General features: G+C 72.4%; 20 protein-coding genes. 8 read left to right on the top strand and 12 right to left on the bottom strand.

What is annotated here, in order from left to right; genetic code table 11:
• The first annotated feature begins 24 nt into the window (after nt 1-24).
• The 6 genes from ACIBKY_RS10275 to ACIBKY_RS10300 all read left to right on the top strand — a co-directional run bounded on the left by ACIBKY_RS10275 (nt 25) and on the right by ACIBKY_RS10300 (nt 4,761).
• The gene (locus ACIBKY_RS10275) at nt 25-615 is read left to right on the top strand and encodes a DsbA family protein (RefSeq protein ID WP_397096086.1); all 591 of its coding nucleotides are present in this window, start codon (nt 25-27) and stop codon (nt 613-615) included.
• Nucleotides 616-841: 226 nt separating this feature from the next.
• Nucleotides 842-1,204, top strand: coding sequence for an ArsR/SmtB family transcription factor (locus ACIBKY_RS10280; RefSeq protein ID WP_397096088.1), 363 nt, complete (start codon nt 842-844; stop codon nt 1,202-1,204).
• Nucleotides 1,201-1,815: an SRPBCC family protein gene (locus ACIBKY_RS10285; RefSeq protein WP_397096090.1), complete on the top strand. Its 615-nt coding sequence runs from the start codon at nt 1,201-1,203 to the stop codon at nt 1,813-1,815. Before ACIBKY_RS10280 ends, ACIBKY_RS10285 begins: the two co-directional genes overlap by 4 nt.
• 114 nt (nt 1,816-1,929) lie before the next feature.
• Complete coding sequence (locus tag ACIBKY_RS10290) at nt 1,930-3,039, top strand: alkaline phosphatase PhoX (protein WP_397096092.1); 1,110 nt, start codon at nt 1,930-1,932, stop codon at nt 3,037-3,039.
• A 10-nt stretch (nt 3,040-3,049) separates the two neighbouring features.
• A complete protein-coding gene (locus tag ACIBKY_RS10295; RefSeq protein WP_397096094.1) occupies nt 3,050-3,895 on the top strand; it encodes an SGNH/GDSL hydrolase family protein in 846 nt (281 codons plus the stop codon).
• Nucleotides 3,892-4,761 carry a bile acid:sodium symporter family protein gene (locus ACIBKY_RS10300; RefSeq protein WP_397096096.1) on the top strand — a complete coding sequence of 290 codons (870 nt, stop codon included), beginning with the start codon at nt 3,892-3,894 and terminating at the stop codon, nt 4,759-4,761. Before ACIBKY_RS10295 ends, ACIBKY_RS10300 begins: the two co-directional genes overlap by 4 nt.
• On the opposite strand, the gene ACIBKY_RS10305 is transcribed toward ACIBKY_RS10300, so the two are convergent.
• Together ACIBKY_RS10305 and ACIBKY_RS10310 are read right to left on the bottom strand one after the other, a co-directional pair.
• Nucleotides 4,721-5,929, bottom strand: coding sequence for a PucR family transcriptional regulator (locus ACIBKY_RS10305; RefSeq protein ID WP_397096097.1), 1,209 nt, complete (start codon nt 5,927-5,929; stop codon nt 4,721-4,723). The genes ACIBKY_RS10300 and ACIBKY_RS10305 overlap by 41 nt on opposite strands.
• Before the next feature lie 60 nt (nt 5,930-5,989).
• Complete coding sequence (locus tag ACIBKY_RS10310; RefSeq protein ID WP_397096099.1) at nt 5,990-9,877, bottom strand: hypothetical protein; 3,888 nt, start codon at nt 9,875-9,877, stop codon at nt 5,990-5,992.
• Between the two features lie 186 nt (nt 9,878-10,063).
• On the opposite strand from ACIBKY_RS10310, the gene ACIBKY_RS10315 reads away from it, so the two are divergent.
• Nucleotides 10,064-13,102: a chondroitinase family polysaccharide lyase gene (locus ACIBKY_RS10315; RefSeq protein ID WP_397096101.1), complete on the top strand. Its 3,039-nt coding sequence runs from the start codon at nt 10,064-10,066 to the stop codon at nt 13,100-13,102.
• Nucleotides 13,103-13,106: 4 nt separating this feature from the next.
• Here the strand turns inward: ACIBKY_RS10315 and ACIBKY_RS10320 are convergent, their stop codons facing one another.
• Nucleotides 13,107-13,871: an SDR family NAD(P)-dependent oxidoreductase gene (locus ACIBKY_RS10320; protein WP_397096102.1), complete on the bottom strand. Its 765-nt coding sequence runs from the start codon at nt 13,869-13,871 to the stop codon at nt 13,107-13,109.
• A 50-nt stretch (nt 13,872-13,921) separates the two neighbouring features.
• The gene (locus tag ACIBKY_RS10325; protein WP_397096104.1) at nt 13,922-14,383 is read right to left on the bottom strand and encodes a hypothetical protein; all 462 of its coding nucleotides are present in this window, start codon (nt 14,381-14,383) and stop codon (nt 13,922-13,924) included.
• A gap of 102 nt (nt 14,384-14,485) precedes the next feature.
• Here ACIBKY_RS10325 and ACIBKY_RS10330 point away from each other — a divergent pair, with 102 nt between their 5' ends.
• Complete coding sequence (locus ACIBKY_RS10330; RefSeq protein ID WP_397096106.1) at nt 14,486-14,899, top strand: peptidase inhibitor family I36 protein; 414 nt, start codon at nt 14,486-14,488, stop codon at nt 14,897-14,899.
• A 58-nt stretch (nt 14,900-14,957) separates the two neighbouring features.
• Here ACIBKY_RS10330 and ACIBKY_RS10335 read toward each other — a convergent pair whose 3' ends face one another.
• Genes ACIBKY_RS10335 through ACIBKY_RS10370 form a run of 8 tightly spaced genes read right to left on the bottom strand, consistent with a single transcriptional unit; the run spans nt 14,958 to nt 23,524 of the window.
• The gene (locus ACIBKY_RS10335) at nt 14,958-16,382 is read right to left on the bottom strand and encodes an aldehyde dehydrogenase family protein (RefSeq protein ID WP_397096108.1); all 1,425 of its coding nucleotides are present in this window, start codon (nt 16,380-16,382) and stop codon (nt 14,958-14,960) included.
• A complete protein-coding gene (locus ACIBKY_RS10340; protein ID WP_397096110.1) occupies nt 16,379-17,392 on the bottom strand; it encodes a P1 family peptidase in 1,014 nt (337 codons plus the stop codon). Before ACIBKY_RS10340 ends, ACIBKY_RS10335 begins: the two co-directional genes overlap by 4 nt.
• Before the next feature lie 28 nt (nt 17,393-17,420).
• A complete protein-coding gene (locus ACIBKY_RS10345) occupies nt 17,421-18,599 on the bottom strand; it encodes a M20 family metallopeptidase (protein ID WP_397096111.1) in 1,179 nt (392 codons plus the stop codon).
• A complete protein-coding gene (locus ACIBKY_RS10350) occupies nt 18,596-19,390 on the bottom strand; it encodes an ATP-binding cassette domain-containing protein (RefSeq protein ID WP_397096113.1) in 795 nt (264 codons plus the stop codon). Before ACIBKY_RS10350 ends, ACIBKY_RS10345 begins: the two co-directional genes overlap by 4 nt.
• The gene (locus tag ACIBKY_RS10355) at nt 19,359-20,273 is read right to left on the bottom strand and encodes an ABC transporter ATP-binding protein (protein WP_397096115.1); all 915 of its coding nucleotides are present in this window, start codon (nt 20,271-20,273) and stop codon (nt 19,359-19,361) included. The genes ACIBKY_RS10350 and ACIBKY_RS10355 overlap by 32 nt, the downstream gene beginning before the upstream one ends.
• Nucleotides 20,260-21,093, bottom strand: a complete 834-nt coding sequence (locus ACIBKY_RS10360) for an ABC transporter permease (RefSeq protein WP_397096117.1) — start codon at nt 21,091-21,093, stop codon at nt 20,260-20,262. The genes ACIBKY_RS10355 and ACIBKY_RS10360 overlap by 14 nt, the downstream gene beginning before the upstream one ends.
• Complete coding sequence (locus tag ACIBKY_RS10365) at nt 21,090-22,037, bottom strand: ABC transporter permease (protein ID WP_397096119.1); 948 nt, start codon at nt 22,035-22,037, stop codon at nt 21,090-21,092. The genes ACIBKY_RS10360 and ACIBKY_RS10365 overlap by 4 nt, the downstream gene beginning before the upstream one ends.
• A complete protein-coding gene (locus ACIBKY_RS10370) occupies nt 22,034-23,524 on the bottom strand; it encodes an ABC transporter substrate-binding protein (RefSeq protein ID WP_397096121.1) in 1,491 nt (496 codons plus the stop codon). Before ACIBKY_RS10370 ends, ACIBKY_RS10365 begins: the two co-directional genes overlap by 4 nt.
• Nucleotides 23,525-23,586 lie beyond the last annotated feature (62 nt).

Genomic DNA, 23,586 nt, shown 5'->3' on the forward strand with positions numbered 1-23,586 from the left:
CACTTGAGGTTGCAGGATGCCGTCATGAAACTCGAGATCTACGCCGACATCCTTTGCCCTTGGTGCTACATCGGCAAGCGCCGCCTGTCCCGGGCGCTGGAGGGGCTGGCCGATCCGCCGGAGATCGTGTGGCGTAGCTTCGAGCTCGACCCCGGGGCGGGCCGTACCCCCGGGCCCACGGCCGAGGAGGCGATGCGGGAGTGGTGGGGCGAGCGTGCCCCGGCCCGCGCCGAGCTGATCAGGACGACCGGCGCGGCCGACGGGCTGGAGCTCAACCTGCGCCTGGCCAGGCCCGTGAGCACCTTCGACGCCCATCGGCTCTGGAAGCTCGGCCAGGATCACGGCAAGGGCGAGGAGATGGTGGAGCGCCTGCTGCGCGCGTACCACACCGAGGGCGCGAACATCGCCGATCCCGGGGTGCTGGACGCGCTGCGTGAGGAGGTGCTGCCCGGCGTGCCCCTGCCCGCCGGCGCCTACGCCGAGGAGGTGCGCGACGACGAGCGGCGGGCCGCGGCCCAGGGGGTGACCGGCGTGCCGTCCCTGGTGATCGATGGCGCCCGGCCGGTCTCCGGCGTGCAGCCGCCCGAGGCGATCAGGCGGCTGCTGACCGGCTGAACGGCAAGAGTGCCCGTCGCGGCGAAAGCCCACGGGCCCTGCCGGTCGAGCCGACGTGGATCGGCGACCGGGCAGCCATCGGACGGCGACGAGACACGGTTCCGTCCGGATCGGGTGGTAGGTGGGGAGGTGATCGACGGTACGCGGCGGGCGGGCGCGGCGCCACCGAATTAACCCACTTATATAAGCATTGACTAATATAAGCGGGTGCTGCCATAGTGGGGCCGTGCACGCATTCGACGTCCTCGGCGACCCGGTCAGGCGCCGGATTCTGGAGCTGCTCGCCGGCGGCGAGCAGACCTCCGGCTCGCTGACCGCCGCCATCCAGGCGGAGTTCGGCATCTCGCAGCCGGCGGTGTCCCAGCACCTCAGGGTCCTGCGGGAGTCGGGGTTCGCGACCGTGCGGGCAGAAGGCGTGCGGCGGCTCTACGCCGTCAACGCCGCCCCCCTGCAGGAGGTCGACGTGTGGTTGCAGCCGTTTCGCAGGTTCTGGGCCCAGCACCTCGACGCCCTGGCCACCGAACTCGCCCGCGGCAGGCGGGAGCGCCGCAAGACCGCGGAAGAAACCGACGAGAAGAGAGAATCATGATCGACATCGCCGCCCACATCAACGCCACCCGCCGCGACGTCACCCGCGACGAGGAGAGCGTGTCCGTCGTCATGAGCCGTACCTACGACGCCGCCGTGGACGACGTCTGGGAGGCCCTGACCGACCCCGACCGCATCAAGCGCTGGCTCATGCCCATCAGCGGCGACCTGCGCGTGGGCGGAACGTTCCAGCTGGAGGGCAACGCGGGGGGCGAGATCCTGGAGTGCGAGCCGCCCGCCCGCTACAAGGTCACCTTCGGCGACGCCACCAGCGTCATCGAGGTACGGCTCAGCCCCGCGGGCGACGAGCGCACCGACTTCGTCCTGGAGCACACCGTCCCGCTGGCCATGGCCCAGAGCGGCGCCGGCGCGTTCACCGTCGGTCCCGGCTGGGACGGCGCCCTGCTCGGCCTCGCCCTGTTCCTGGCCGGGGAGGTCAAGGAGAGCGACGACCCGGTCGAGGCGGCGAACTCCGAGGAGGCCCAGCGCTACTCCCTCGCGTCGGTGCTGGCCTGGGAGACGGCCATCACGGCGTCGGGCACGGCCACCCCGGAAGAGGTCGCGGCGGGCAAGGAGATGTCGATGGGGTTCTTCGCGCCCGGCGTCGACTGACCAGGCGGCCTTCACCGGCGTCAAGGGGCTTTGTGATGGGTCACAGGAAACCCGCCCCAGGTTTGCCGCCCCACCCAATTCACAGATCCGCGAGCCCGCCTCATGGTGTGTGCCATGCAGCGACGCACGTTCCTCCTCGCCGTCTCCGCCGCCGCCTTCTCCGGTTCACTCTGGCAGCAAGCCGCCCACGCCTCCGCGGGGCTGAGTCCTTACGGTCCGCTGGGCCCGCCCGACGCCAACGGCATGGCGCTGCCCGCCGGGTTCACCAGCCGGATCATCGCCCGCTCCGGCCAGACCGTCGGCGGCACCCGGTGGCATCCCGCGCCCGACGGCGGCGCCTGCTTCCCCGACGCCACCGGCTGGATCTACGTCTCCAACTCCGAGATCCCGCTGGCCGGCGGCGCCTCGGCCATCAAGTTCAGAGCCGACGGGTCGGTGGAGCGCGCCTACCGCATCCTGTCCGGCACCAACCTCAACTGCGCCGGCGGGGCCACGCCGTGGAACACGTGGCTGTCGTGTGAAGAGATCTTCCGCGGCAGGGTCTACGAGACCGACCCGTACGGCGTGCGCTCCGCCCAGCCGCGCAACGCCATGGGCCGCTTCAAGCACGAGGCGGCCGCCTGCGACCCCGACCACGGGGTCATCTACCTGACCGAAGACGAGTCGGACGGCTGCTTCTACCGGTTCGTCCCCAACACGTGGGGAGACCTGTCGAGTGGCCGTCTCGACGTGCTCTGCGCCGGGCCGGCCTGGAAGCGGGTGCCCGATCCCGGCCCCGCCGTACTGGAGCGTCAGACCAGGCACCAGGTGAGCGACGCCCTGCACTTCAACGGCGGCGAAGGCTGCCACTACGCGGGCGGCGTCTGCTACTTCACCGCCAAGGGCGACCGCAAGGTGTGGTTCTACGACGCCGGCCGCAACGTGCTCGGCACCGTCTACGAAGGCGGCGGCCCGCTCGACGGCGTCGACAACATCACCGGCACCAGCTCCGGAGACCTGTACGTCGCCGAGGACGGCGGCAACATGGAGATCAACGTCATCACGCCCGACCGGGTCGTGGCCCCGATCATGCGCCTGGACGGCCAGTCGCGCTCGGAGATCACCGGCCCCGCCTTTTCCCCCGACGGCAGCCGCCTGTACTTCTCCTCCCAGCGCGGCACCAGCGGCGAGACGGCGGGCACGGGCGGCATCACCTACGAAGTCACCGGTCCGTTCCGACGCTAGGGAGCGCACGATGATCCGTCGATTACTCACCCTGTGCACGGCCGCCGCCCTCGTCCTCACCGCGGCGCCGCCCGCGCACGCGGCCGCCGAGGTGTACGTGGCGCTCGGCGACTCGGCCGCCTCCGGGCCGCTCATCCCGAACCAGATCCTGCCCCAGCTCGGCTGCTTCCGCTCCGACCGCAACTACGCCCACCTGTCCTCGCGCGATCTCGGCGGCTCCCTGCGTGACGTCACGTGCTCCGGCGCCGATATCCAGGACATGTACGAGTCGCAGCGCACCGACCTGGGCAGCGTGCCGCCCCAGCTCGACGCCGTCGGCCCGGACGCCACGCTGGTCACGGTCCAGATCGGCGCCAACGACCTCGACCTGACCGGCTTCATCGAGGACTGCCTGAGCCTGCTGCCCGGCGATCCCTGCCACGACGAGTACCAGGACAACGGCCGCGACCGCTTCCGCGACGGCACCGACGCCCTGCGCCCCCGCCTCGACCAGCTGATCCGCGACATCCGCGCCCGCGCTCCCCAAGCCCGGATCTTCGTCGTAGGCTACGGCACCTACGCCCCCAGGAACGGCTGCTGGCCCCGGGTCCCGGTGCTCGCCGTCGACGCCAACTACATCCGCGCCACCATCGCCTACTTCAACCAGGCCCTCCGGGAGCAGGCGGCGGCACAGGGAGCCGGCTTCGTCGACTTCCAGACACCGAGTGAGGGCCACGATCCCTGCAAGTCCTCCAGCGTCCGCTGGATCGAGCCCTACGTCCCCGCGTCGGCGGCCACGCCGTTCCATCCGAACGCCCTCGGCATGCGGAACTTCGCGGCCATCGTCACCCGTACAGTCAGGACCCCGCTTCTATGAGCCTTGCCAGCGTCCTCCTGCCCATCGCCCTGGCCATCATCATGCTCGGCCTGGGGCTCGGCCTGACCGTGGCGGACTTCCGCCGCGTGCTGGCCTATCCGAAGGCGAGCGTGATCGCGCTCGTGTGCCAGATCCTCCTGCTCCCCGCACTGTGCCTCGGCCTGGTGCTGCTGTTCGACCTGCCGCCCGTGCTGGCGGTGGGCATGATGCTGCTGGCCGCTTCCCCCGGCGGGACGACCGCCAATCTCTACAGCCATCTGTTCGGCGGCGACGTCGCGCTCAACGTGACGCTGACCGCCATCAACTCGGTGCTCGCGGTGTTCACGATGCCGCTGGTGACGAACCTGGCCATCGGCTACTTCGGCGCGGAATCGGGCGCGCTGGGCCTGCAGTTCGACAAGAGCCTGCAGGTCTTCGCCCTTGTGCTGGTGCCGGTGGCGATCGGCATGCTCGTGCGGGCGCGGTTCGGCGCGTTCGCCGAGCGCATGCACAAGCCCGTCAAGATCGCCTCGGCGGTCATCCTCTTCCTGGTCGTCGTCGGCGTGGTCCTGCAGGAGCGCGCCAACATCGGCGGCTACATCCGCGACGTCGGGCTGATCACCCTGGTCTTCAGCGTGCTCAGCCTGGCGATCGGCTACTGGGCGCCGCGCCTGTTCAAGGTGGGGCGCGAGCAGGCGATCGCGTCCTGCATGGAGATCGGCATCCACAACGCCACCCTGTCGATCACGGTGGCGATGGGGCTGCTGGCCATCCCGCAGATGGCCGTCCCCTCGGCGACCTACGGCGTGATCATGTTCTTCACCGCGGCCGCGGCGGGCTTCCTGCTCAGGCGGCGGAGTCCGGCAGAGGTCCCGGCCGGTTCGTGACGCGGCGGGCGGCCAGCGCCGCCCCGATGCTCTGCAACTGCGCCGGGTCCACCGGGTCGAGACCGGTCAGGGTGACCGCCCGGCGCAGCCGGTAGTCGACGGTGTTGGGGTGCACGTGCAGCCGCTCGGCGGTGCGCCTGCGGTCCAGGCCGGTCTCCAGGTAGACGGTGAGCGTCTGCAGGAGATCGGGGTTGTCGGTGAGCGGGTCGAGCAGCGTGGCCAGCCCGCTCATCGCCTCGCTCGGCCGGGTCAGCTGGTATTCCAGCAGCACGTCGGCCAGCCGGTAGAGCCCGGCCGGGTGGTGGAAGAGGTGGACCACGTCGAGCACCTCCTGCGCCAGCCGCGCCGCCGCGGCCACGCCCTCCGGCGCGGCGACCTCCGCCGCCGCCCGCACCTCGACCCCGGCCGCCTCCGCCATCGCCGCGACCAGCGCCGCCGCGGCGCACCAGTCGAGGTCGGGCACCAGGATGAGCCCGCCGGCGGGTTCGAGCAGCGACAGCACCGGCTCGGACGCGTGCTTCTGGACGGCGTCGCGCACGCGGTGCAGCTTGCGCCGCCCGGCGACCGCGCCGAAACGCTCGTCGGGATGGGCACCGAGCGTCACCGCCAGCACCAGGTAGCGGGCGGCCAGCCGGATGCCGGCCCCGGCCTGGGTCTCGCCGCTGAGCAGCGCGGTGATGGCGGCGTGCCGGGCGTGCTGGTCCTGGCTCACCATGCTCTCGCGTTCCTGCTGGTAGGCGGCGCAGACGGCGGTGGTCACCGCCTCGGTGTAGCCGAGCATGATCCGGCCGGCGGCCAGCGCGTCGGACACCTCCTCCGGCCGCGCGTCCGTCGTCACCAGGTCCCAGATGCGACCGGCGCCCAGGTGGTACGCGGCCAGGATGGCCTCCAGCGGCACCCCTTCCTGGGCCCGGCGGGCGGCCGAGGCGCAGGACGGCTCCAGTTCCTCCGGCCTGGGCAGGCGCCGCTCGCGAAACAGCCTGGACACCAGGCGCAGGTTCGCCTCGGTGATGCGGAAGATGTCGTCGCTGAGCTCTTCGGCGGGTAACTCGCGGTAGAAGGGGATCTCGGCCACGAAGCCGGAGACGAGCTCGCGCGCCAGCCGTACCTTCTGCCTGTCCAGGAGCTCGTGCACGGCCCGTCCGGCCACGCGCAGCGGCTCGCCCATCGGTCAGCTCCCGCGACTCAGCGACACATCCCCCTCTAGTAAGTCAGATACCGGCATTCCTCAGCCACACTTCCCGGCTTTCACCCCGGCCACCTGCCAGTCCGCGCCCGGGAACGGGGACATGAAGTGGGTGAGCAGGTCCACCGCGTAGTCGGGGGCGCGGCCGCCGGGGTCGAGCAGGGAGATCATCTGCGGGCCGTCGGCGCCGCGCAGCGTGATGGCGTTGGCGCCGCCCGCGGCGAAGCCCGGCTTGGCGTCCAGGGTCAGGCAGGCCAGTTGCACCCCGGCGGTGCTGATGCGCTGCTTGGCGCCGATGCGGCGCATCCGCTGGTCGTAGCGGCGCAGCGCCAGCTCGCCGGTCGGGACGAGGCGCACGCTCTCCTTGAACAGGTCCTCGCCGATCTTCCGGCTCAGCTTGACGTCCAGCCGTACGTCCGGGCGCAGGTCCACGCCGTCGGCCCGCAGGTCCAGGCGGGTGTACCGGCCCTCGAAGCCCGGCGTCACGTACCCGAGGGCGGGCGGTGCCTTGAGCCCGAACGGGACCTTCCCCGGCCGGATCTTCAGCCACGACAGGCCCCTGATGCCCAGCGACAGGTCGTCGACCGTGCTGCGCCCCAGCCCGAAGGCGCCGCCCACGTGGTAGCTGAGGAACCCGGCCGCGTGCGGCACCTCCTTGCTGACGGCGATCCGCTGCGGCGCCACGGCCTCGACGGTGAGCCCGGCGCGCACCTGCAACAGCCCGGTCGGCTTCGGCCTCGACACCAGGTCCAGCGACTGGTCCGGGTTCAGCCGGACGGTCGTCTCCGCCGCCAGATCCCTGACCGACAGCGACACGTCACCCAGCTTCCCGCCCGGATCGGCCAGCCCGCGCTCCACCCCGATGAACCCGTCCAGCGTCCCCGCGTCCGCCTTGTAGGTGAGCGCGGGAACCTTCAGCCCGGCGGCCGAGGCGTCGGCGTCCACGGAGAAGGTCTTCGGCACGTCGCCCAGCCGCAGTTCGCCGCTGCCCCTGCCCTTGACCGTCACCTTGGCCGCGAGCCGCCGCACGGCCGCGGAGTTCTGCACGCGGACGCGGGTCTGCGCCCCATAGGTCCCCTGTACGGCCACCGCCGCGGGCACCGGATCGATCGACAGGCTCCCTCTGATGTCACCCGACTCGGCCCGCAGGTCGAGCGAGCCGAGCGTGGCCGCGGGCTCGATCCGGTAGGCCGCGTTGCCCGCCTCGAACGGGCCCAGGTCCAGCTTCGTGATCCGCTCCGGCAGGCCGCGCAGGGTGGCCGACGCCGTGACCTGTGCCAGGGCGGTGCTGTGGAGGTAGAGCCGGAGGGTGCGGCTCTTGGGGCGGTAGCCGGAGAAGGCGAACGTCTTGGCGGCGGTGTCCACGGTGACCTGCTCGGGCAGCCCGGTCAGGTCCAGATGCGCCCGCACCCCGAAACACCCCTTGCCCGCCACGCAGAACGGCCCGTCCCCGGTGGCCCCGGCGGTGGTCAGGGAAAGGCCGTTCTTGAGAACAGGTGCGGGGCGGAGGGCGCGGAGTGCGGCGGACTTGCCGAGCCAGACCTGGCCCTTCACGTCCAGGCGGGTGCCCGCGTAGGTGATCTTGCCGCCGCCCGCCGAGACCGCCAGGCGGCCGGGGAACGGGCCCACGGTGCCCAGGGCGCCGTAACGGAGGTCGGCCACGGACAGGTCGGCGTCCAGGGCCAGGGTCTGGGGCGCGCCGCGTACCTCGGCGGCGAAGCCCTCGCCCGAGGGGGCGAAGGTGGCCGTCCGCAGTCCCTTGATCCGCACGCTGGCGTCCAGGTCGCCGGTGGCCTGGTCGTAGTGGGCGGCCAGGTGGGGTCCCGCGGGCGCCTGGGCGCCGTCGTGGTTGGTGACCGCCAGGGCGGCCTCGCCGACGGGGCCGCCGGTGCCGTCGAAGCGGTAGCCGTCCGGGCCCCAGGACGCCTCGAACCGGGCGGGCACGTCCTTGATCTCGGCGGCGGCGCGGAAGTCCCGTCCGCCGGCCGCGGCCCTGGCGCTCGCGGCGACGGATCGGACGGAGGTGTCGGCGTCCCAGGTGAACGACGTGGGGCCGGTCGTCAGCGTCACCCGCTTGCGCAGCCCGGCGACCGCCGCGCGCAGTTCGGCTCCGCCCTTCGCGCTCTGGCCCGGGGACAGGGTCCTGGTGACGTGTGCCCGGTTGGCGTACAGGGAGATGTCGCGCAGGCTGGAGCCGGTGCTGACCTCGGCCCTTGAGCGTTCGCCCAGCTCCCACGTGGCCTTCACCCGGTCCTGGACGCCGCGCACGGTCCCCTCGACGGTCGGGCCGGTCTTCACGTTCGTGTACGCGGCCCGCAGCGTCTTGATGACGCCCTTCGCGGTGTACTCGGCGGTCCGCGCGGCGGGGTCGAGGGCGACGTCCACCTCGGCGGGCGTGTTGGAGATCTCCAGGCGGGCCACGTGGGTGCCGTCGATGCTGGCGGCGCCGGTGAAGGAGTTGCCGCCCGCTCCGGTCTTCAGGTGGGCGCGTGGCGCGGCGCCGTAGGTGACGTCGAAGCCGGACAGGCCGCTCATCAGGGCCGACACCCCGACGGCGGCGCCGTTCTTGATCATGGTGACGTGGCCGCCGCGCGGAGTGGCGATCGCGCCCTCGTTGCGCTGCAGCACGACCTCGAAGCGGCCGAGGGCCGAGCTGGAGGTGTGGGTGACGCGGTGGGCGGCGAGGTCGTGCTGGAGCGTAACGCTCGCGGGCAGCCCGCGCAGCGCCGCCTTCAGCACGGTCTTGTCGGCGGCGCGGTCGAAGTAGGTGATCGTCGCCGAGCGGGCCCGCGGCGCGCCGGAGTCGACGGACAGGCGCTGCTTGCCGTAGCGGGCGGTGAAGGTGGGCGGCACGCGGTCGACGGCGACCTCGGCCAGGCGGGCCAGGCGGCCGTCGCGGTAGGCGTAGGTGCGCAGTTCGGCGCGGCCGATGGCGGCGCCGGAGCGGAAGCGCGCCTCGGTGGCGGCGCCCCTGACGAGCTCGACGGTGGTACGGGCGCGCAGCTTGTCCAGGACCACCTGGGTGGTCTGGCCGCCGCTGACGGCGAGCGCCTCCAGCGTGGCCGGGGCCGAGCTGGTCACCTCCAGGCGCGGGCGGTCGAGCCGCGCGGTGGCGGTGAAACGGGTGGCGGCGGGCGTCTGGGTCAGGCGGACCGCGCTCTTGCCGGGCAGCCCGGCGATGGTGGCGAGGCGGCTCCCGGGTTCGGTGCGCCTGACGCTCGCCCTGACGCTCTTGCCGTCCAGGTCGACGCTGAACGTGCCCTGGTCGGCGCGCGAGAGGTCGCCGGAGAAGCCGATGGCCACGCGGCCGTCGTACTCGGCCCAGACCGTCGCCTCCAGCGGCTCCTCGCCGAGCCGCCGCGTCGTGAAGCCGAGCCCGACCGTGCCCTCGGCGCCGGCGGTGGGCACCAGGTTGGCGGCCAGGTCGGGCGCGCCGTCGCCGGTGACGTCGGCGACCACGGGCTTGACCAGCGGCTGCGTGGCCGAGCAGGCGACCTCACCGGTCTTCACGCACAGCCGGTAGGTGAGCAGCGGGACGCCCTTGAGCGGGTCGAGCCCGTCGAACAGCTTCGTGACCGAGGCGAGCGGGCGCGACAGCGCGAGCGTCCCGGCCTGGCGGGTGTCCGGGATCAGATCCGGTACGGCATGGCGGCGCCGGTCGGCGGCGGCGCCGAGCTCGTCGATGAGCGCGGGCCCGGCGGGTGTGGTCACCTCGGGCGCCGCCGGGCCCACGGGCCGTCCGGGAAGCGCCGCGACGGCCGGCGACGGCTGCCGCTTCACGGGATTCCCGCCCGTGTCCTGAGGCGGGACCACCGCGGGCACCGGCGTGATCACCGGTTTGACCTGCGCGGAAGCCGGAGTCGGAACCGGTACGACGACCAGCGCGCAGACGGTCAGGAACGCTGTGGTGGTGTGGACACGCCACGACATCGAAGAACTATCCCCCGGAAACGGTTCTCATCATCCCATCAGAAACATAAGTAACGAGCCGACCACAGGTCCCAACTCACCGTCAATTCGTCCCCGACTTGGGGTCCCAACTACCCGGCCAACCGGTGGCAGAATGTGCCGCCGACAGGGCTTTACGTGAAGAAAAATTTCGCATTGGATACGCGCATGGCACCCGAGATCACCCGCCGGTCCGCCATCGCGGCCGGTGCGGCAAGCGCCCTATTCCTCCCCCACCTCCCCGCCGCCGCCCGGACGGCCACCGGTCTCCAGGATCTGGAGCAGCGCGCCCTGGCCATGGACCCGCCGGTGTTCCTGCTGGAGACGGCGGTGCCGCCGCAGCTGTCCGGCGCCGGCCTCAGCCTGTCGGGCGAGGTGGCGGTCTGCGGCACGCGTTCCCTGCGATGGGAGCACGGCAGCCGGGACGTGATCACGGTCAGCGCCCCGCTGCGCTGGCGGCCCGACCCCTACCGGCTCGGCGACGACCAGGCCTGGCAGGGGCTCGTGGACGCCTTCTGCGTCTGGATCCACAACACGGAACCGGCCGACGACGTGGTGCGCTTCGAGTTCGGGCGGGGAGCGCGCACCGACGTCTGGTTCGAGTTCCGGCTCGGGTTCACCGGCTGGCGTACCGCCTGGCTGCGCCACGCCTACGACATGCGCGGCCGCCCGCACCCGGACATGGACACGCTGCGGATCATCGCGCCCCGGCGCAGCGGGGTGCTGCACCTCGACCAGCTCATGCTCAACGTGCCGCTGCGCCCGGACGCGCCCTGCCGCGACCACCAGCTGCCGGAGATCGCCCCCGAGGGCGACGAGTACGACAACCAGCACTGGCAGGCGCTCTATCGCTTCGACCAGTTACTTAAGACGAAAAAGCCGGACATGTCGCCGCCGTCCGCCGCCGAAACCGCCGACCTCCACGCCCTGCGCGCCCGCTACCTCGACGAGTACCTGATCAGCCCGGTCACCGTCGACGTGCCCGGCCTGACCGCCCAGGCCGCCGCCCTGCTCGGCCGCCCCGTCCACGCCTACCAGGCGCAGATCTACCCGGCCGAGATCGCCGCCGAGCTGAGGGCGTTCGTCAACCCGGCGACCCTGCGCGCCGTCACCGACCTGCTGCGCGCCGTCGCGCTGGCCCACCACGCCAGCCCGCCCGACCGCCCCGCCCTCGCCGCCCTGTACGTCAAGCTGCTGCGCCACCTGCGCGAACAGGGCTGGACCCGGGGCAGCTGCCAGGGCACCATCCACCACCTCGGCTACGACGTGCGCGGCTACTACGACTCCGCCTACCTCATGCGCGACGCCCTGCGTGAGGCCGGGCTGCTGGAGGAGATCCGCGCCGACCTCGACTGGCTGACCGGGCTCGGCCGGATGTTTCGCGGCTTCGGCTTCCGGATGGCCCGCGGCAGCATGATGGACCTCTACAACACCACCGTACGCGGCATGCTCGCCACCATCCTGCTGCGCGAGGGCGACACCGAGCAGGTCGCCTACCTCCGTGTCCTGCGCGACTGGCTCAGCGCCACCCTCCTGCCCACCGACGGCATCCAGGACGGCATCAAGGTCGACGGGACCGCCTTCCACCACGTCGGCTTCTTCCCCGACTACGTGCGCGACGGCTTCGCGGGCCTGGCGCCCATCGTCTACCTGCTGCACGGCGGCGGCTTCCGCCTGTCCGCGCGGGCGTACGGCTGGCTCAAGAAGGCCCTGCTGGCCCAGCGCGTCTACGCGGGCCGGACCCAGTGGCCCCTCTCGTGCAGCGGCCGCAACCCCAGCGGGCTGACGGGCCTGTCGGTGGTGCCCTTCCAGTGGCTGGCCCAGGTGGACGACGAGATCGGCGCCGCGTTCCTGCGGTTGCTGCCGGCCGTACCGACGCCGCAGCAGAAGGCGATCGCCGAACGGCTGGCCGCGCGCGGCGTCAAGCCCGAGGCGGCGCCCACGGGAACGTGGGCGCTCAACTACGCCGCGCTGGCCGTGCACCGGCGCGAGGACTGGCAGGTGACGGTGCGCGGCCACAACCGCTACCTGTGGAGCACCGAGATCTACGTCGGCGCGAACTGGTACGGCCGCTACAACACCTACGGCCAGATCCAGGTGGTGAACAAGGGCACCAACCTCGACAGCGGCTACGCGCACAACGGCTACGACTGGAACCGCCGCCCCGGCACCACCACGATCCACAAGTCCTGGGACGACCTCAAGGGCGACCTGACCGGCGCGATCGAGGAGATGCTGCTCACCGACGCCCGCTTCGCGGGGGCGCACAGCATCGACGACCGCGACGGGATGTTCGCGATGGACCTGCGCGAGCATCCGAAGTACGAGGGCTCGCACCGGGCCAGGAAGTCCGTCTTCCTGTTCGACGACCGGATCGTGGCGATCGGCACCGGCATCGGCAACGACGAGGCCCGCGACGAGACCGAGACCACGCTCTTCCAGACCACCCGCACCGCCGGCGCCCTGCTCATGGACGGGGCCGAGGTCCCCTGGGGCCACGACGCCCGCGACCTGTCGCCGCGCTGGCTGCTGGACGACAAGGGGGTCGGCTACTACCTCGCCCCCGGCCAGCGGGTCGCGCTCACCCGCACCACGCAGGCCTCCCGGCACAACGCCACCGAGGCGCCGACCGGCGGCGACTTCTCCACCGCCTGGATCAGGCACGGCACCGCGCCCAGGGGCGCACGTTACGAGTACGCGATGGTCGTCAACACCACCGCCGCGCGCATGGCCGCCTTCGCCGCCGAGATGGCCGATCCGACGCGCGCGCCGTACACCGTGCACCGGGCGGACGAGGGCGCCCACATCGTGACGGACCGCGCGAGCGGCATCACCGGGTACGCGTTGTTCGAGCGGCTGACGGACGGCCACGGGCCGGTGCGCGCGGTCGACACGCCGTCCATGCTGCTGACCAGGCAGGAGGCGGACGGCCTCGTGCTCGCCGTGTGCGACCCCGACCTGCGGCTGTACGGCGGCATCGACCCCGACCAGTACGAGCGGGGCCGCTACGTCGGCCACTACAGCCCGTGGTCGCGCCGCTGGCTGGACGATCCGAGCCATCCGCACCTGCTGCGGGTGACGCTGTCGGGCCGGTGGCGCGCCTCCGGCGGGCAGCCGTGCCGCGTGCGCCCGGCCGAAGCGCGCACGGTGGTCGAGTTCGAGACCGTGCACGGGCGGCCGCTGCAGGCCCGGCTGGAGCGGGCTTGAGAGGTCAGTTGGGTGGGTCGAAGCGGCCGTCGACGGCGGTCCAGCCACCGTCCACGTACAGGACGGAGCCGGTGACGAAGCTCGCGGCGTCACCGGCCAGGTAGACGACGGCGCCGGCCATCTCCTCGGGGCGGGCCCAGCGGCCCAGGGCCGACTTGGCGGCGTAGGCGTCGTACCAGGCCGGGTTCTCCTTGATCTGGCGGGTCAGCGGGGTCTCGACCACGCCGGGCGCGACCGCGTTGACCCGCACCCCCGAGGACCCGAACTCGGCCGCGGCGGTGCGCAGAAGCTGCACGAGCCCCGCCTTCGTGGCCGAGTACACGCCCTGGCCGGGTTCGGTCACCGCGGCGCGGATGGAGGCGAAGCCGATGATCGAGCCGCGCCCGCGCTCCACCATGCCGGCCCCGAAGGCCCGCACCACCTCGAAGGAGGCGCGCAGGTTGAGATCCACCACGCGGGCGAACTCCTCGCCGGAGTAGTCGAGCAGGCGCTTGCGCACGTTGGTGGCGGCGGTGAAGACGAGCACGTCGGCAGGCGCCTGGGCGGCCAGCGTCCACACGGCCGCGGCGTCGAGCACGTCCACCTCGTACGCGCTCGCGCCGCACAGGGCGGCCGTCCGCTCGGCCGCGGGCAGGTCCCGGTCCGCGCAGACCACCTCGGCGCCCTGGGCGGCCAGGGCCAGCGCCGACTCCCGCCCGATCCCGCTGCCGGCCCCGATCACGACCGCCCGCCGTCCGTCCAGGCGGAACAACCTCTCGTAGCTCGTCATGGTCAGCACTCTAGTGACTGGTCCGACCAGTGCACCAGGTGGCCCGTCCGCTAGTCCGTGGACCAGCGGACGACGACCCATTCGGCGGCGATGGTCGAGCACGGACCGGGGTAGACGTGGCCCTTGTAGTTGCCCGCCAGGCACTGGCCGTTCTTCCAGGAGATCCGCAGGTGCTCGCCGTCCATGCCCCGGCGGACGCGGGTGAAGACGAGCCGGTCGGCCCTGCCGCAGCGCCGTACCAGGACTCTGCGCTCGTCCTGGGGCCCGGTCGGCGAGGACAGGCAGGTCGTGCGGTTGGCGAGCTGGGAGCGGGCGGTGCGCTTCCACAGCGTGTACCTGGAGGAGGGGTCACAGCTGCCGGTGGCGGCGATCGTCCTGCCGGTCGAGACCTGGGTGCCCCAGGTCAGGCAGAGCCCGGAGTCGCGGTTGCGGAACAGGCGGGGGCCGAGCGCGGCGCCGGCGGGGACGAGGGTGGCCGTCAGGGCCACGGCTAAGACGGCGTGAGTGATCATGCGCCAGCCTAGACAGGAATTCCTTACCCGCCGCAAGATCCCCCTTCACCGCCAAGATCGCAGCCTGTAGGGTCGAAGGAAAGTTTCAGGTATGGAGGGACAGTGGGCAAGAAGCTTCACCTGTTGGCGCTCCCGATCGCGGCCGTGGCCATGGCCGCCCTGACCAGCACCCCCGCCCAGGCGGCCGACGGTTACGACCGCTGCCGCGACGGCTACTACTGCATGTTCTCCGGGCTCGACGGCACCGGCGACATCATCGAGATCCAGGGCGACACCCCCAGCCTCGCCGCTCTCGGCATGGGCAGCAGGGGCAAGTCCGACTGGAACCGTACCGACTCGTGGATCCACCTCTACTCCGAGGCCGGCTATGGCGGCTGCTCCGCGGTCACCCGGCCCCGCGACAAGGGGAACTTCTTCATCACCTTCCGCGACTTCTTCAACTCCGTCAGGTTCGACGGGCCCAACGGGCCCTCCTGCTTCGGCCTGGCCCGCTCCTCACCCGACTCCCACGGCTAGAACACGGCCGGAACACGGCGGGCGCCGTGCGGGCCGGGTTCTCCCCCGGCCCGCACGGCTAAGGGCGGATGATCGCCATCCGGGTGACGGTGAACTCCTCGATCGCGAAGCGCGGGCCCTCCCTGCCGATGCCGGAGTCCTTGACGCCGCCATAGGGCATGTTGTCCGCGCGGAAGCCCGGCACCTCGTTGACCACGACGCCGCCCGCCTCGATCCGGTCGATCGCGGCGAACGCCGTGGCCAGGGAGGTGGTGAACACGGAGGCGTGCAGGCCGTAGCGGGAGCGGTTGACGGTGGCGAAGGCCTCGTCCAGGTCCGCCACGGCGCGGACGCACACGACGGGGCCGAAGATCTCCTCGTCCCAGGCGGCCACACCGTCGGGGACGTCGGCCAGCAGCGTCGGCACGAGCTCCCGGCCCGCGCGCCGCCCGCCGGTCACCAGGCTCGCGCCCGCGTCCACGGCCGCCTCCACCCACTCCAGAACGCGCGCCGTCGAAGCCTCGTCGATCAGCGGCGCGACCCGCGTGCGCGGCTCGCGGGGGTCGCCGGTGACCACGTTCTTCATGCGTCCGGCCAGCAGGGGCAGGAACCGGTCCCTGACCCGCTCCTCGACGAGCACCCGCTGCACCGAGATGCACGCCTGCCCGGAGGCGTAGTAGCCGCCGCGCACCACCGCGTCGGCCGCCGCCTCCAGGTCGGCGTCGGCGGCGACCACCAGGGCGGCGTTGGAGCCGAGTTCGAGCACGACCTTGGTCGGGGCGGCGTTGCGGGCGATGGCGTGCCCGGCCGCGGCCGAGCCGGTGAAGGAGACCGCGCCGATCCTGCGGTCCTCGACGAGCGTACGGCCGACCTCGACGTCACCGGTGACCAGCTGAACCGCGGCCGAGGGCAGCGCGGCGGTCTCCCGCAGCAGGTGGACCAGCCAGAGCGTGGCCAGCGGGGTGGCGGGCGCCGGTTTGACGATCACCGGGCAGCCCGCCGCGACCGCCGGGGCGATCTTGTGGGCGGCCAGGAGCAGCGGGTAGTTGAAGCCGGTGATGCCCACCACGACGCCGATCGGCCGCCGGGTCCAGAACCCCGTGAGCCCCTCGCCGGAGGGCAGCAGGTCCAGCGGGACGGTCTCGCCGTGCAGCCTGGCCACCTCCTCGGCGGCGGTGGCCAGCGTGACGATCGTCCGCGCCACCTCGACCTCGCAGTCGACCAGCGGCTTGCCGGTCTCCAGGACGAGCAGCCGCTCGAACTCCGCGCGCCGCGCCACCAGCGCGTCGTGCGCGCCCATCAGCGCGGTACGGCGGGCGTGCGAGGGCACCCGGGCCATGGCGGGCGCCACGGCCAGCGCCTCCTCCACCGCGCGCGCGGCCAGTTCGGCCGTGCCCAGCGGCGCGGCGGCCACCACGCTGCCGTCATAGGGGAAGACGATCTCGGTGGTGTCCGGGACGGGCACCCAGCCCGCTCCCACCGGCAGTCCGCTCGGCCAGTTCATGCTCGTTCCTCCTGCGGGAGCCGGGCGCTGGGGAAGACGTCGAGGTAGGCGGGCGCCTCCGGGCGGCCGGTGGCGGCCAGGACGGCGTGGGCCACGGCGCGGCTGAAGACGTCGGCCCCGGCGGCCAGGACGTCCTGCAGTTCCGCGCTCGACGGCCCGGATCGGGTGGCGGTGGACAGGCCGAAGATGGTGTCGCCGTCGACCATGGTGTGGGCGGGGCGGATCGCGCGGGCCAGGCCGTCGTGGGCCACTCCGGCGAGCTTGCCGCACTGGGCCTTCGACAGCGCGGCGTCGGTGGCCACGACGCCGATGGTGGTGTTGAAGCTGGTGACCTTCGCGGGCCGCCAGGCCTCCGCCTCCCGCGCGGACGGCGGCCCGAGGCGGCCGAACTCGCCGGGCAGGCCATAGCGGGCGCCCGCCAGCAGGCCGCCGGAGGGGTCGAGGACCGATCCGGCGGCGTTCACCACGGCCAGGGCGGCCACGGTGACGCCGGAGCCCAGGACGGCGCTGGCGGTGCCGACGCCGCCGGCCAGCCCGCCCGCCACCGCGCCGGTGCCGGCGCCGATGGAGCCGTTGCGCGCCTCCTCCGCCGAGGCGGCGTCGTAGGCGGCGGCGCCCAGTTCGGCGGCGGGGGTGGCACGGAAGCGCCCGCCCCGGCCGAGGTCGTAGATGACGGCCGAGGGAACGATCGGGACGACGCCGCCCTCCACCGGAAAGCCGGTCCCGGCGTCGGCCAGGCGGTCCATGACGCCGCAGGCCGCGCTGAGCCCGTACGCGCTGCCGCCGGTCAGGACGACGGCGTGGACCCGCTCGACCAGGTTGCGGGGGTCGAGCAGCTCGGTCTCGCGGGTGCCGGGGGCGGCGCCGCGCACGTCCACCCCGGCCACCGCGCCCTCGCCCGGCGGCAGGATCACGGTGGTCCCGGTGCGATAGCCGCCGCCGACGCGCTGCGCGTGCCCGACCCGGATGCCCGGGACGTCGGTGAGCGCGTTGAGCGGCCCCGGCTTCATGCCACCCCCCGGGCGGGCGGTCCCGGCCTCATGCGGTTTCCCGGGTAAGGAAGCGGCGGGCGGCCTCGGCGAACACGCGGGCGCACCGGACGATCTCCGCCACCTCGACGAACTCGTCGGCCTGGTGGGCGATCCACTTGCCGCCGGGGCCGTACACCACCGAGGGGACGCCGCCCCAGTGGGTCAGCACGGTGCCGTCGGTGGAGCCGGGCACGCCGCCGTAGACCGGCTCCTGCCCGGTGACGGCGCGGTGGGCCGCGGCGAGGGCGGCCACGACGGGGTCGTCCACGGGGACCTCGACCGCGGGCCGGTCCACCAGGATGGCGACCTCCGCGGCGATCCCGGTGAACGCGGCCAGCTCACCGACCCGGGCGGCGATCTCGGCGTGCGCCATTCCCGGCAGGGTCCGTACGTCCACGAAGACCGAGGCCGCCACGGGGATGACGTTGACCTGTTCCTCGCTGCCCGCGCGGGCCACGGTGGGCGTGACGTACACCTGGCCGAGGTGCTCGTGCTCGGGAAAACGTTTCTGCAGCTCCTCCTGGTAGGCCCCGAGGGCGACGATGAGCGCGCCGGCGGCCGGGATCGGGTTGCGCCCGTGCTGGGGCATCGCGCCGTGCGCCATCTTGCCGGTGAAGTCCACCCGCAGGCGCAGCGCGCCCTTGGCCACGGCGCAGATCTCGCCCGCCTCGGGCTCGGCCACGATCGCCCCGTCCACGTCGGCGGCGAGACCGGAGTCCACGAAGTGGTGGGCGCCGATCATGAGTCCCTCCTCGTCGGCCAGCGCGCACACCTTCACCCGGCCCGGGAACGGTCCAGCAAGCTGCAGCGCGCGTACCGCGTAGAGGGTGGCGGCCAGGCCCGACTTCATGTCGGCGCTGCCGCGCCCCCACAGCCGGCCGTCGCGGATCTCGCCGCCGAACGGGTCGACGGTCCACTCGGCCAGGTCGCCCTCGGTCACCACGTCGGTGTGGCCCTCGAACATGAGCGTGGGTCCGGGCAGCCCGCCCTCGACCACGGCGACCACGTTGGGACGGCCGGGCGCGGCCTCGGAGATCTGCGGCTCCCAGCCCCACGAGCGCATCTTCGCGGCGACGAGTTCGGCGGCGGGCAGCTCGCTGCGCCCCCGCGCCGGGTCGTTGGTGCTGGGCACGCGTACCAGCGCCTGGGTGAACTCCACCACGCCCGCGGCGTCGATCTCGATCACAGAAGTCCCTCCAAGGTGGGTACGGCCTGCAACAACGTACGTGTGTAGGGGTGCTTGGGCCCGGCCCAGACCGCGTCCACGGCCCCGCTCTCCACGATCTCCCCCTCGCTCATCACCGCGACGCTCTCGCAGACGTGCCTGACCACGGACAGGTCGTGGGAGACGAAGACCAGCGTGAGGCCGTGCGCGTCGATGAGGTCGGCGAGCAGGTTGAGGATCTGGCCGCGTACCGAGACGTCGAGCGCGCTGACCGCCTCGTCGGCGACGAGCACCTTCGGGGCGGGCGCGAGCGCGCGGGCGATGGCGATGCGCTGGCGCTGGCCGCCGGAGAACTGGTGCGGGTAGCGCTCGGCCGCGGCGGCGGGCAGCCCGACCTCCTCCAGCAGTCCGGCGACCCGGGTGCCGACCGGCAGTCCCTGCGCGACCAGCGGCTCGGCGACGATGTCGCGTACCCGCATGCGGGGGTCGAGTGAGCTCATCGGGTCCTGGAAGACGATCTGCAGGTCGTTGCGCAGGAAGCGCAGGTCGCGGCGGCCCACGATCTCCTGCCCGGCGAACCTGATCGAGCCGCTGGTGGGCCGGTCGAGCCCGCACAGCAGCCGCAGGAGCGTCGACTTGCCGGAACCGGACTCGCCGACGATCCCGTAGCGCTCGCCGCGGGCGACGCTCAGCGAGACGCCCTTCAGCGCGTGCACGGCCTCCCCCGGCCTGGTGAGCGAGGTCCGCGGGCGGCGGTAGACGCGGGTGAGGTCGCGGGCCTCAATCACCGGGGTGCCAGCAGGCATAGCCATGGGCCTCTCCTGTCAACGCCGGTTCGGTCTCGCACTGGGGGCTGGCGTAGGGGCAGCGGTTGCGGAAGACACAGCCTTCGGGGAACGCCCCGGCCGACGGCACGCTGCCCTTGATCGTGGGCAGCCGGGTGCCGCGCGGGGTCAGGCGGGAGGCGTCGAGCAGGCCCTCGGTGTAGCGGTGTCGTGGGCGGGTGAAGACCTCGCGCATGGGGCCCGACTCGACGACGCGGCCGCCGTACATGACCAGGACGTGCTCGCACATCGCCGCCACCACCGCCAGGTCGTGGGTGATGAACAGCAGCGCCGGGGCCACCTCGGCGATCAGGTCCAGCATCTGCTTCTGCACCGTCACGTCCAGCGCGGTGGTCGGCTCGTCGCAGATGAGCAGGTCAGGCTCGTTGGCGAGGGCGATGGCCAGCATGACGCGCTGGCGCTGGCCGCCGGAGAGCTGGTGGGGGTAGGCGCGGGCGATCTGGGCGGGGTGCGGGAGCCGTACCCGGTCCAGGAGGTCGAGCGTGCGGGAGCGGGCGGCCGCGCGGTCGCGGCCGTGCAGCGTCATCACCTCCGACACCTGCGCGCCGACCCGCATCAGCGGGTTGAGCGCGGTCATCGGCTCCTGGAAGACCATCGACACGGTACGGCCGCGCAGCCCCTTGAGCCGCTTCTCCGGCACGCCGAGCAGCCGGTGCCCGTCCAGGACGGCGGTACCGGAGGCGCTGACGCCCTCGGGGAGCAGCCCCATGAGCGACAGCGCCGTGAGCGACTTGCCCGAGCCCGACTCGCCGATGAGCCCGACCCGCTCGCCCGGCGCGATGGAGAAGGAGACCTCCCGCACGAGTTCGAGCTCCCCGGCCCGCACGGACAGCCCGTCAACGCTGAGCACGGATCCTCCTCAGCTTGGGGTCGAGGAAGTCGCGCAGGCCGTCGCCGAGGAGGTTGAAGCCGAGGACGGCCAGCGCGATCGCCAGGCCGGGCCACAGGGCCAGGCGCGGCGTGGAGAAGAGCAGTTCCTGCGACTCCTGGAGCATGCGCCCCCACGACGGGGTCGGCGGGCGGGTGCCGAAGCCGAGGAACGACAGGGCCGCCTCGGCCAGGATCGCGATGGCGAACGACACCGACGCCTGGACGATGAGCATCGAGGCGATGTTCGGCAGCACGTGCCGCCCGGCGATCGCCATCCGGCCGCGCCCGGCGGCCCGCGCGGCCAGGATGTAGTCGGTGACCATGACCTGCATGGTCGCGGCGCGGGCGACGCGCGCGAAGGCGGGCACGGTGGCCACGCCGATGGCGATCATCGCGGTGAGCGTGCCGGCGCCGTAGACGGCGCCGAGCATGACCGCGAGCAGCAGCGCGGGGAAGGCGAAGACGAGGTCGTTGACCCGCATGACCAGCTCCGACAGCCAGCCGCGCGGGGTCATCCCGGCGACCATGCCGAGCGGGGTGCCGATCAGCGCGGCGATGCCGACGGCCACGATGCCGACGTACAGGGTGGTGCGGGCGCCGACCATGAGCTGGCTGAAGGTGTCGCGGCCGAACTTGTCGGCGCCGAGCAGGTATCCGCCGCCGGGTTCCCGGAGCTTCTTGGCGGCGTCGACCAGGGTCGGGTCGTGCGGCGTCCACACGAACGAGACGAGCGCGGCGGCCACCACGAGGGCGACCAGCGTGCCGCCGACGATCAGCCCGGCGTTCGCCCTGCCCCTCATCGCGCACCTCGCAGCCGGGGGTCGAGGACGGCGTAGGCCACGTCGACCACGAAGTTGATGAGCAGCACCGCGACCACGAGCACCATGACCACACCCTGGACGAGCAGGAGGTCGCGGCCGGCCACGCCGTTCAGGAGCAGGTCGCCGAGCCCGGGGATGACGAAGACGCGCTCGACGACCACGGCGCCGATGAGCAGCGTCGCCAGCTGGAGGCCGAGCACGGTGACGACGGGGATGGAGGCGTTGCGCAGGCCGTGCCGCCACAGGGCGCCCATGCGGCCGCGGCCCTTGGCGCGGGCGGTGCGCAGGTAGTCCTCGCGCATGACGTCGAGCACCGACGAGCGGACGTAGCGGGTCAGGACGGCGCCCTGCACCAGGCCCAGCGACAGCCATGGCAGCAGCAGGCCCAGCAGCCATTGCGCCGGGTCCTCGGCCATGGGCACGTAGCCGCCCGAGGGCAGCGCCTGCGCCTTCACCGCGAAGACGAACACCAGCAGGATTCCGGCCAGGAACGCCGGGATGGCGATGCCGACCTGGCTGAAGGCGCTGATCGCGGCGCCGAGCGGGTTGCGGTGGTGCACGGCGGCGAAGGTGCCGGCCGGGACCGCCACCAGCAGCGCGATGACCATGCCGCCGGTCACGAGCACCGCGGTGACCGCCAGCCGCTCGCCGATCTGCGGGCCGATGGGCGAGCTGGTCACGTAGGAGGTGCCGAAGTCGCCGGTGACCAGGCCGCCGAACCAGTCGAGGAACTGGGTGACGGGCGGCCGGTCGGTGCCGTACTGCTCGCGCAGCTGGGCCACGGCCTCCGGGGTGGCGTTGACGCCGAGCGCGATCTCGGCCGGGTCGCCCGGCAGCAGCGCCATGAAGGCGAAGACGACCACGCCGGCGACGGCGGTGCTCGCCAGGAGCACCGCCAGCCGCTTGACCAGGTAGACGATCACTGCTTGGCGAGTCCGGTGAAGTCGAAGGACTCGGCGATGGCGTTCTTCGGCAGGCCGGTGACGCCCTTCTTCGCGACGATGAGGTTGGGGAAGAGGAAGAGCCAGTCGGCGGCGGCGTCGTCGGACAGCAGTTTGGCCGCCTGCTTGAGCTTGTCGGTCTGCTCCTGCTCGGTGCCCTGGTCGGCCTCGGCGAGCAGCTTGCCGAACTCGGGGTTGTCGTAACGGAAGTAGTACGACTTGTCGGCGAAGATGCCCATGTCGCGGGGTTCGACGTGGTTGATGATGGACAGGTCATAGTCGCCCTGCTTGAACACCACGTCCAGCCAGCGGGCCGGGAACTCCAGCGGCTCGATGTCGGCGGTGATGCCCACCTGCGCGAGCTGCGACTTGACCACCTGGGCGGCGGCCACCGCGTACGGCAGGTTGGGGATGCGCATCTTGACGTTGTGGGTCTTGCCGCCGAGCAGTTGCCTGGCCTTGTTCACGTCGTGCGGGTAGTCGCCGGTGCGGTCCTCGTACCACGGGTCCGTGGGCGGGACCATGGTGCCGATGAGCTGGCCTCTTCCGGCCCAGGCGGTGTCCAGGAGCGCCTTGTGGTCGATGGCGTGGCGTACGGCCTGCCGTACCTTCTTGTCGTTGAACGGCGGGCGGCCGTTGTTGAGGGAGAGCACGACCTCCCCGTTGGTGGTGCCCTCGACCGTCTGGAACCGGTTGGGGTCGGCGAACTGCTGCAGCGACTCGGGGGCCTGGACGCTGGAGATGACGTCGATGCCGCCGGTCAGCAGCGCGTTGTTCATCGCCGTGGCGTCCTTGAAGTACTTCAGCGTGACGCCGGAGATGGCGGGCTTGGTGCCCCAGTACGTGCCGTTGGCGGTGAGCTGGATGGAGTCGCCGCGCTTCCAGCTCCCGAGCTGGTAGGGGCCGGTGCCGACGGGCTTGTTGGCGAGGTCGGCGACGCCCGTCTTGCTGAACATGGCGCCGAGGCGGGTGGCCAGCGCGTAGAGGAAGCCGTTGCTCGGCTGCTTGAGCGTGACGACGGCGGTGGTGTCGTCCTTCTTCTCCACCTTGGCGACGACGTCGAGCTGGGCCTTGATCTTCAGCTTCCAGTCGGACTTCACGCGGTCGAAGGAGAAGACGACGTCGTCGGCGGTGAAGGGGGCGCCGCTGGAGAAGGTGACGCCCTTGCGCAGGGTGAAGGTGTAGGTCTTGCGATCCTGGGAGATCTCCCACTTCTCCGCGAGGAGCGGGACGATCTTGCCGTCCTGGTCGAGCTTGACCAGGCCTTCGTAGACGTTGACCAGCAGGGCCTGCGGGATCGCGGCGCCCTCGGTCGCGGTGAAGTCGAGGTTGGCCGGTTCCGCCACGAACCCGACCGACAGCGACTCCTGCTTCGACGCCGTGTTCCCGCCCGTCTGCCCGCCGCCACCGCCGCAGGCAGTGGCCAGCAGGAGACCGCCGGCGGCGATCATGGTCCCGATTCGCCTCATGTTCAACAGCCTCCTGGCTAGTGCACTGGTCGGACCAGTAGGCTACGCACACTGCCAGTCCT

The organism is Nonomuraea sp. NPDC050394 (genome assembly GCF_044459065.1).
Taxonomy (GTDB): Bacteria; Actinomycetota; Actinomycetes; order Streptosporangiales; family Streptosporangiaceae; genus Nonomuraea.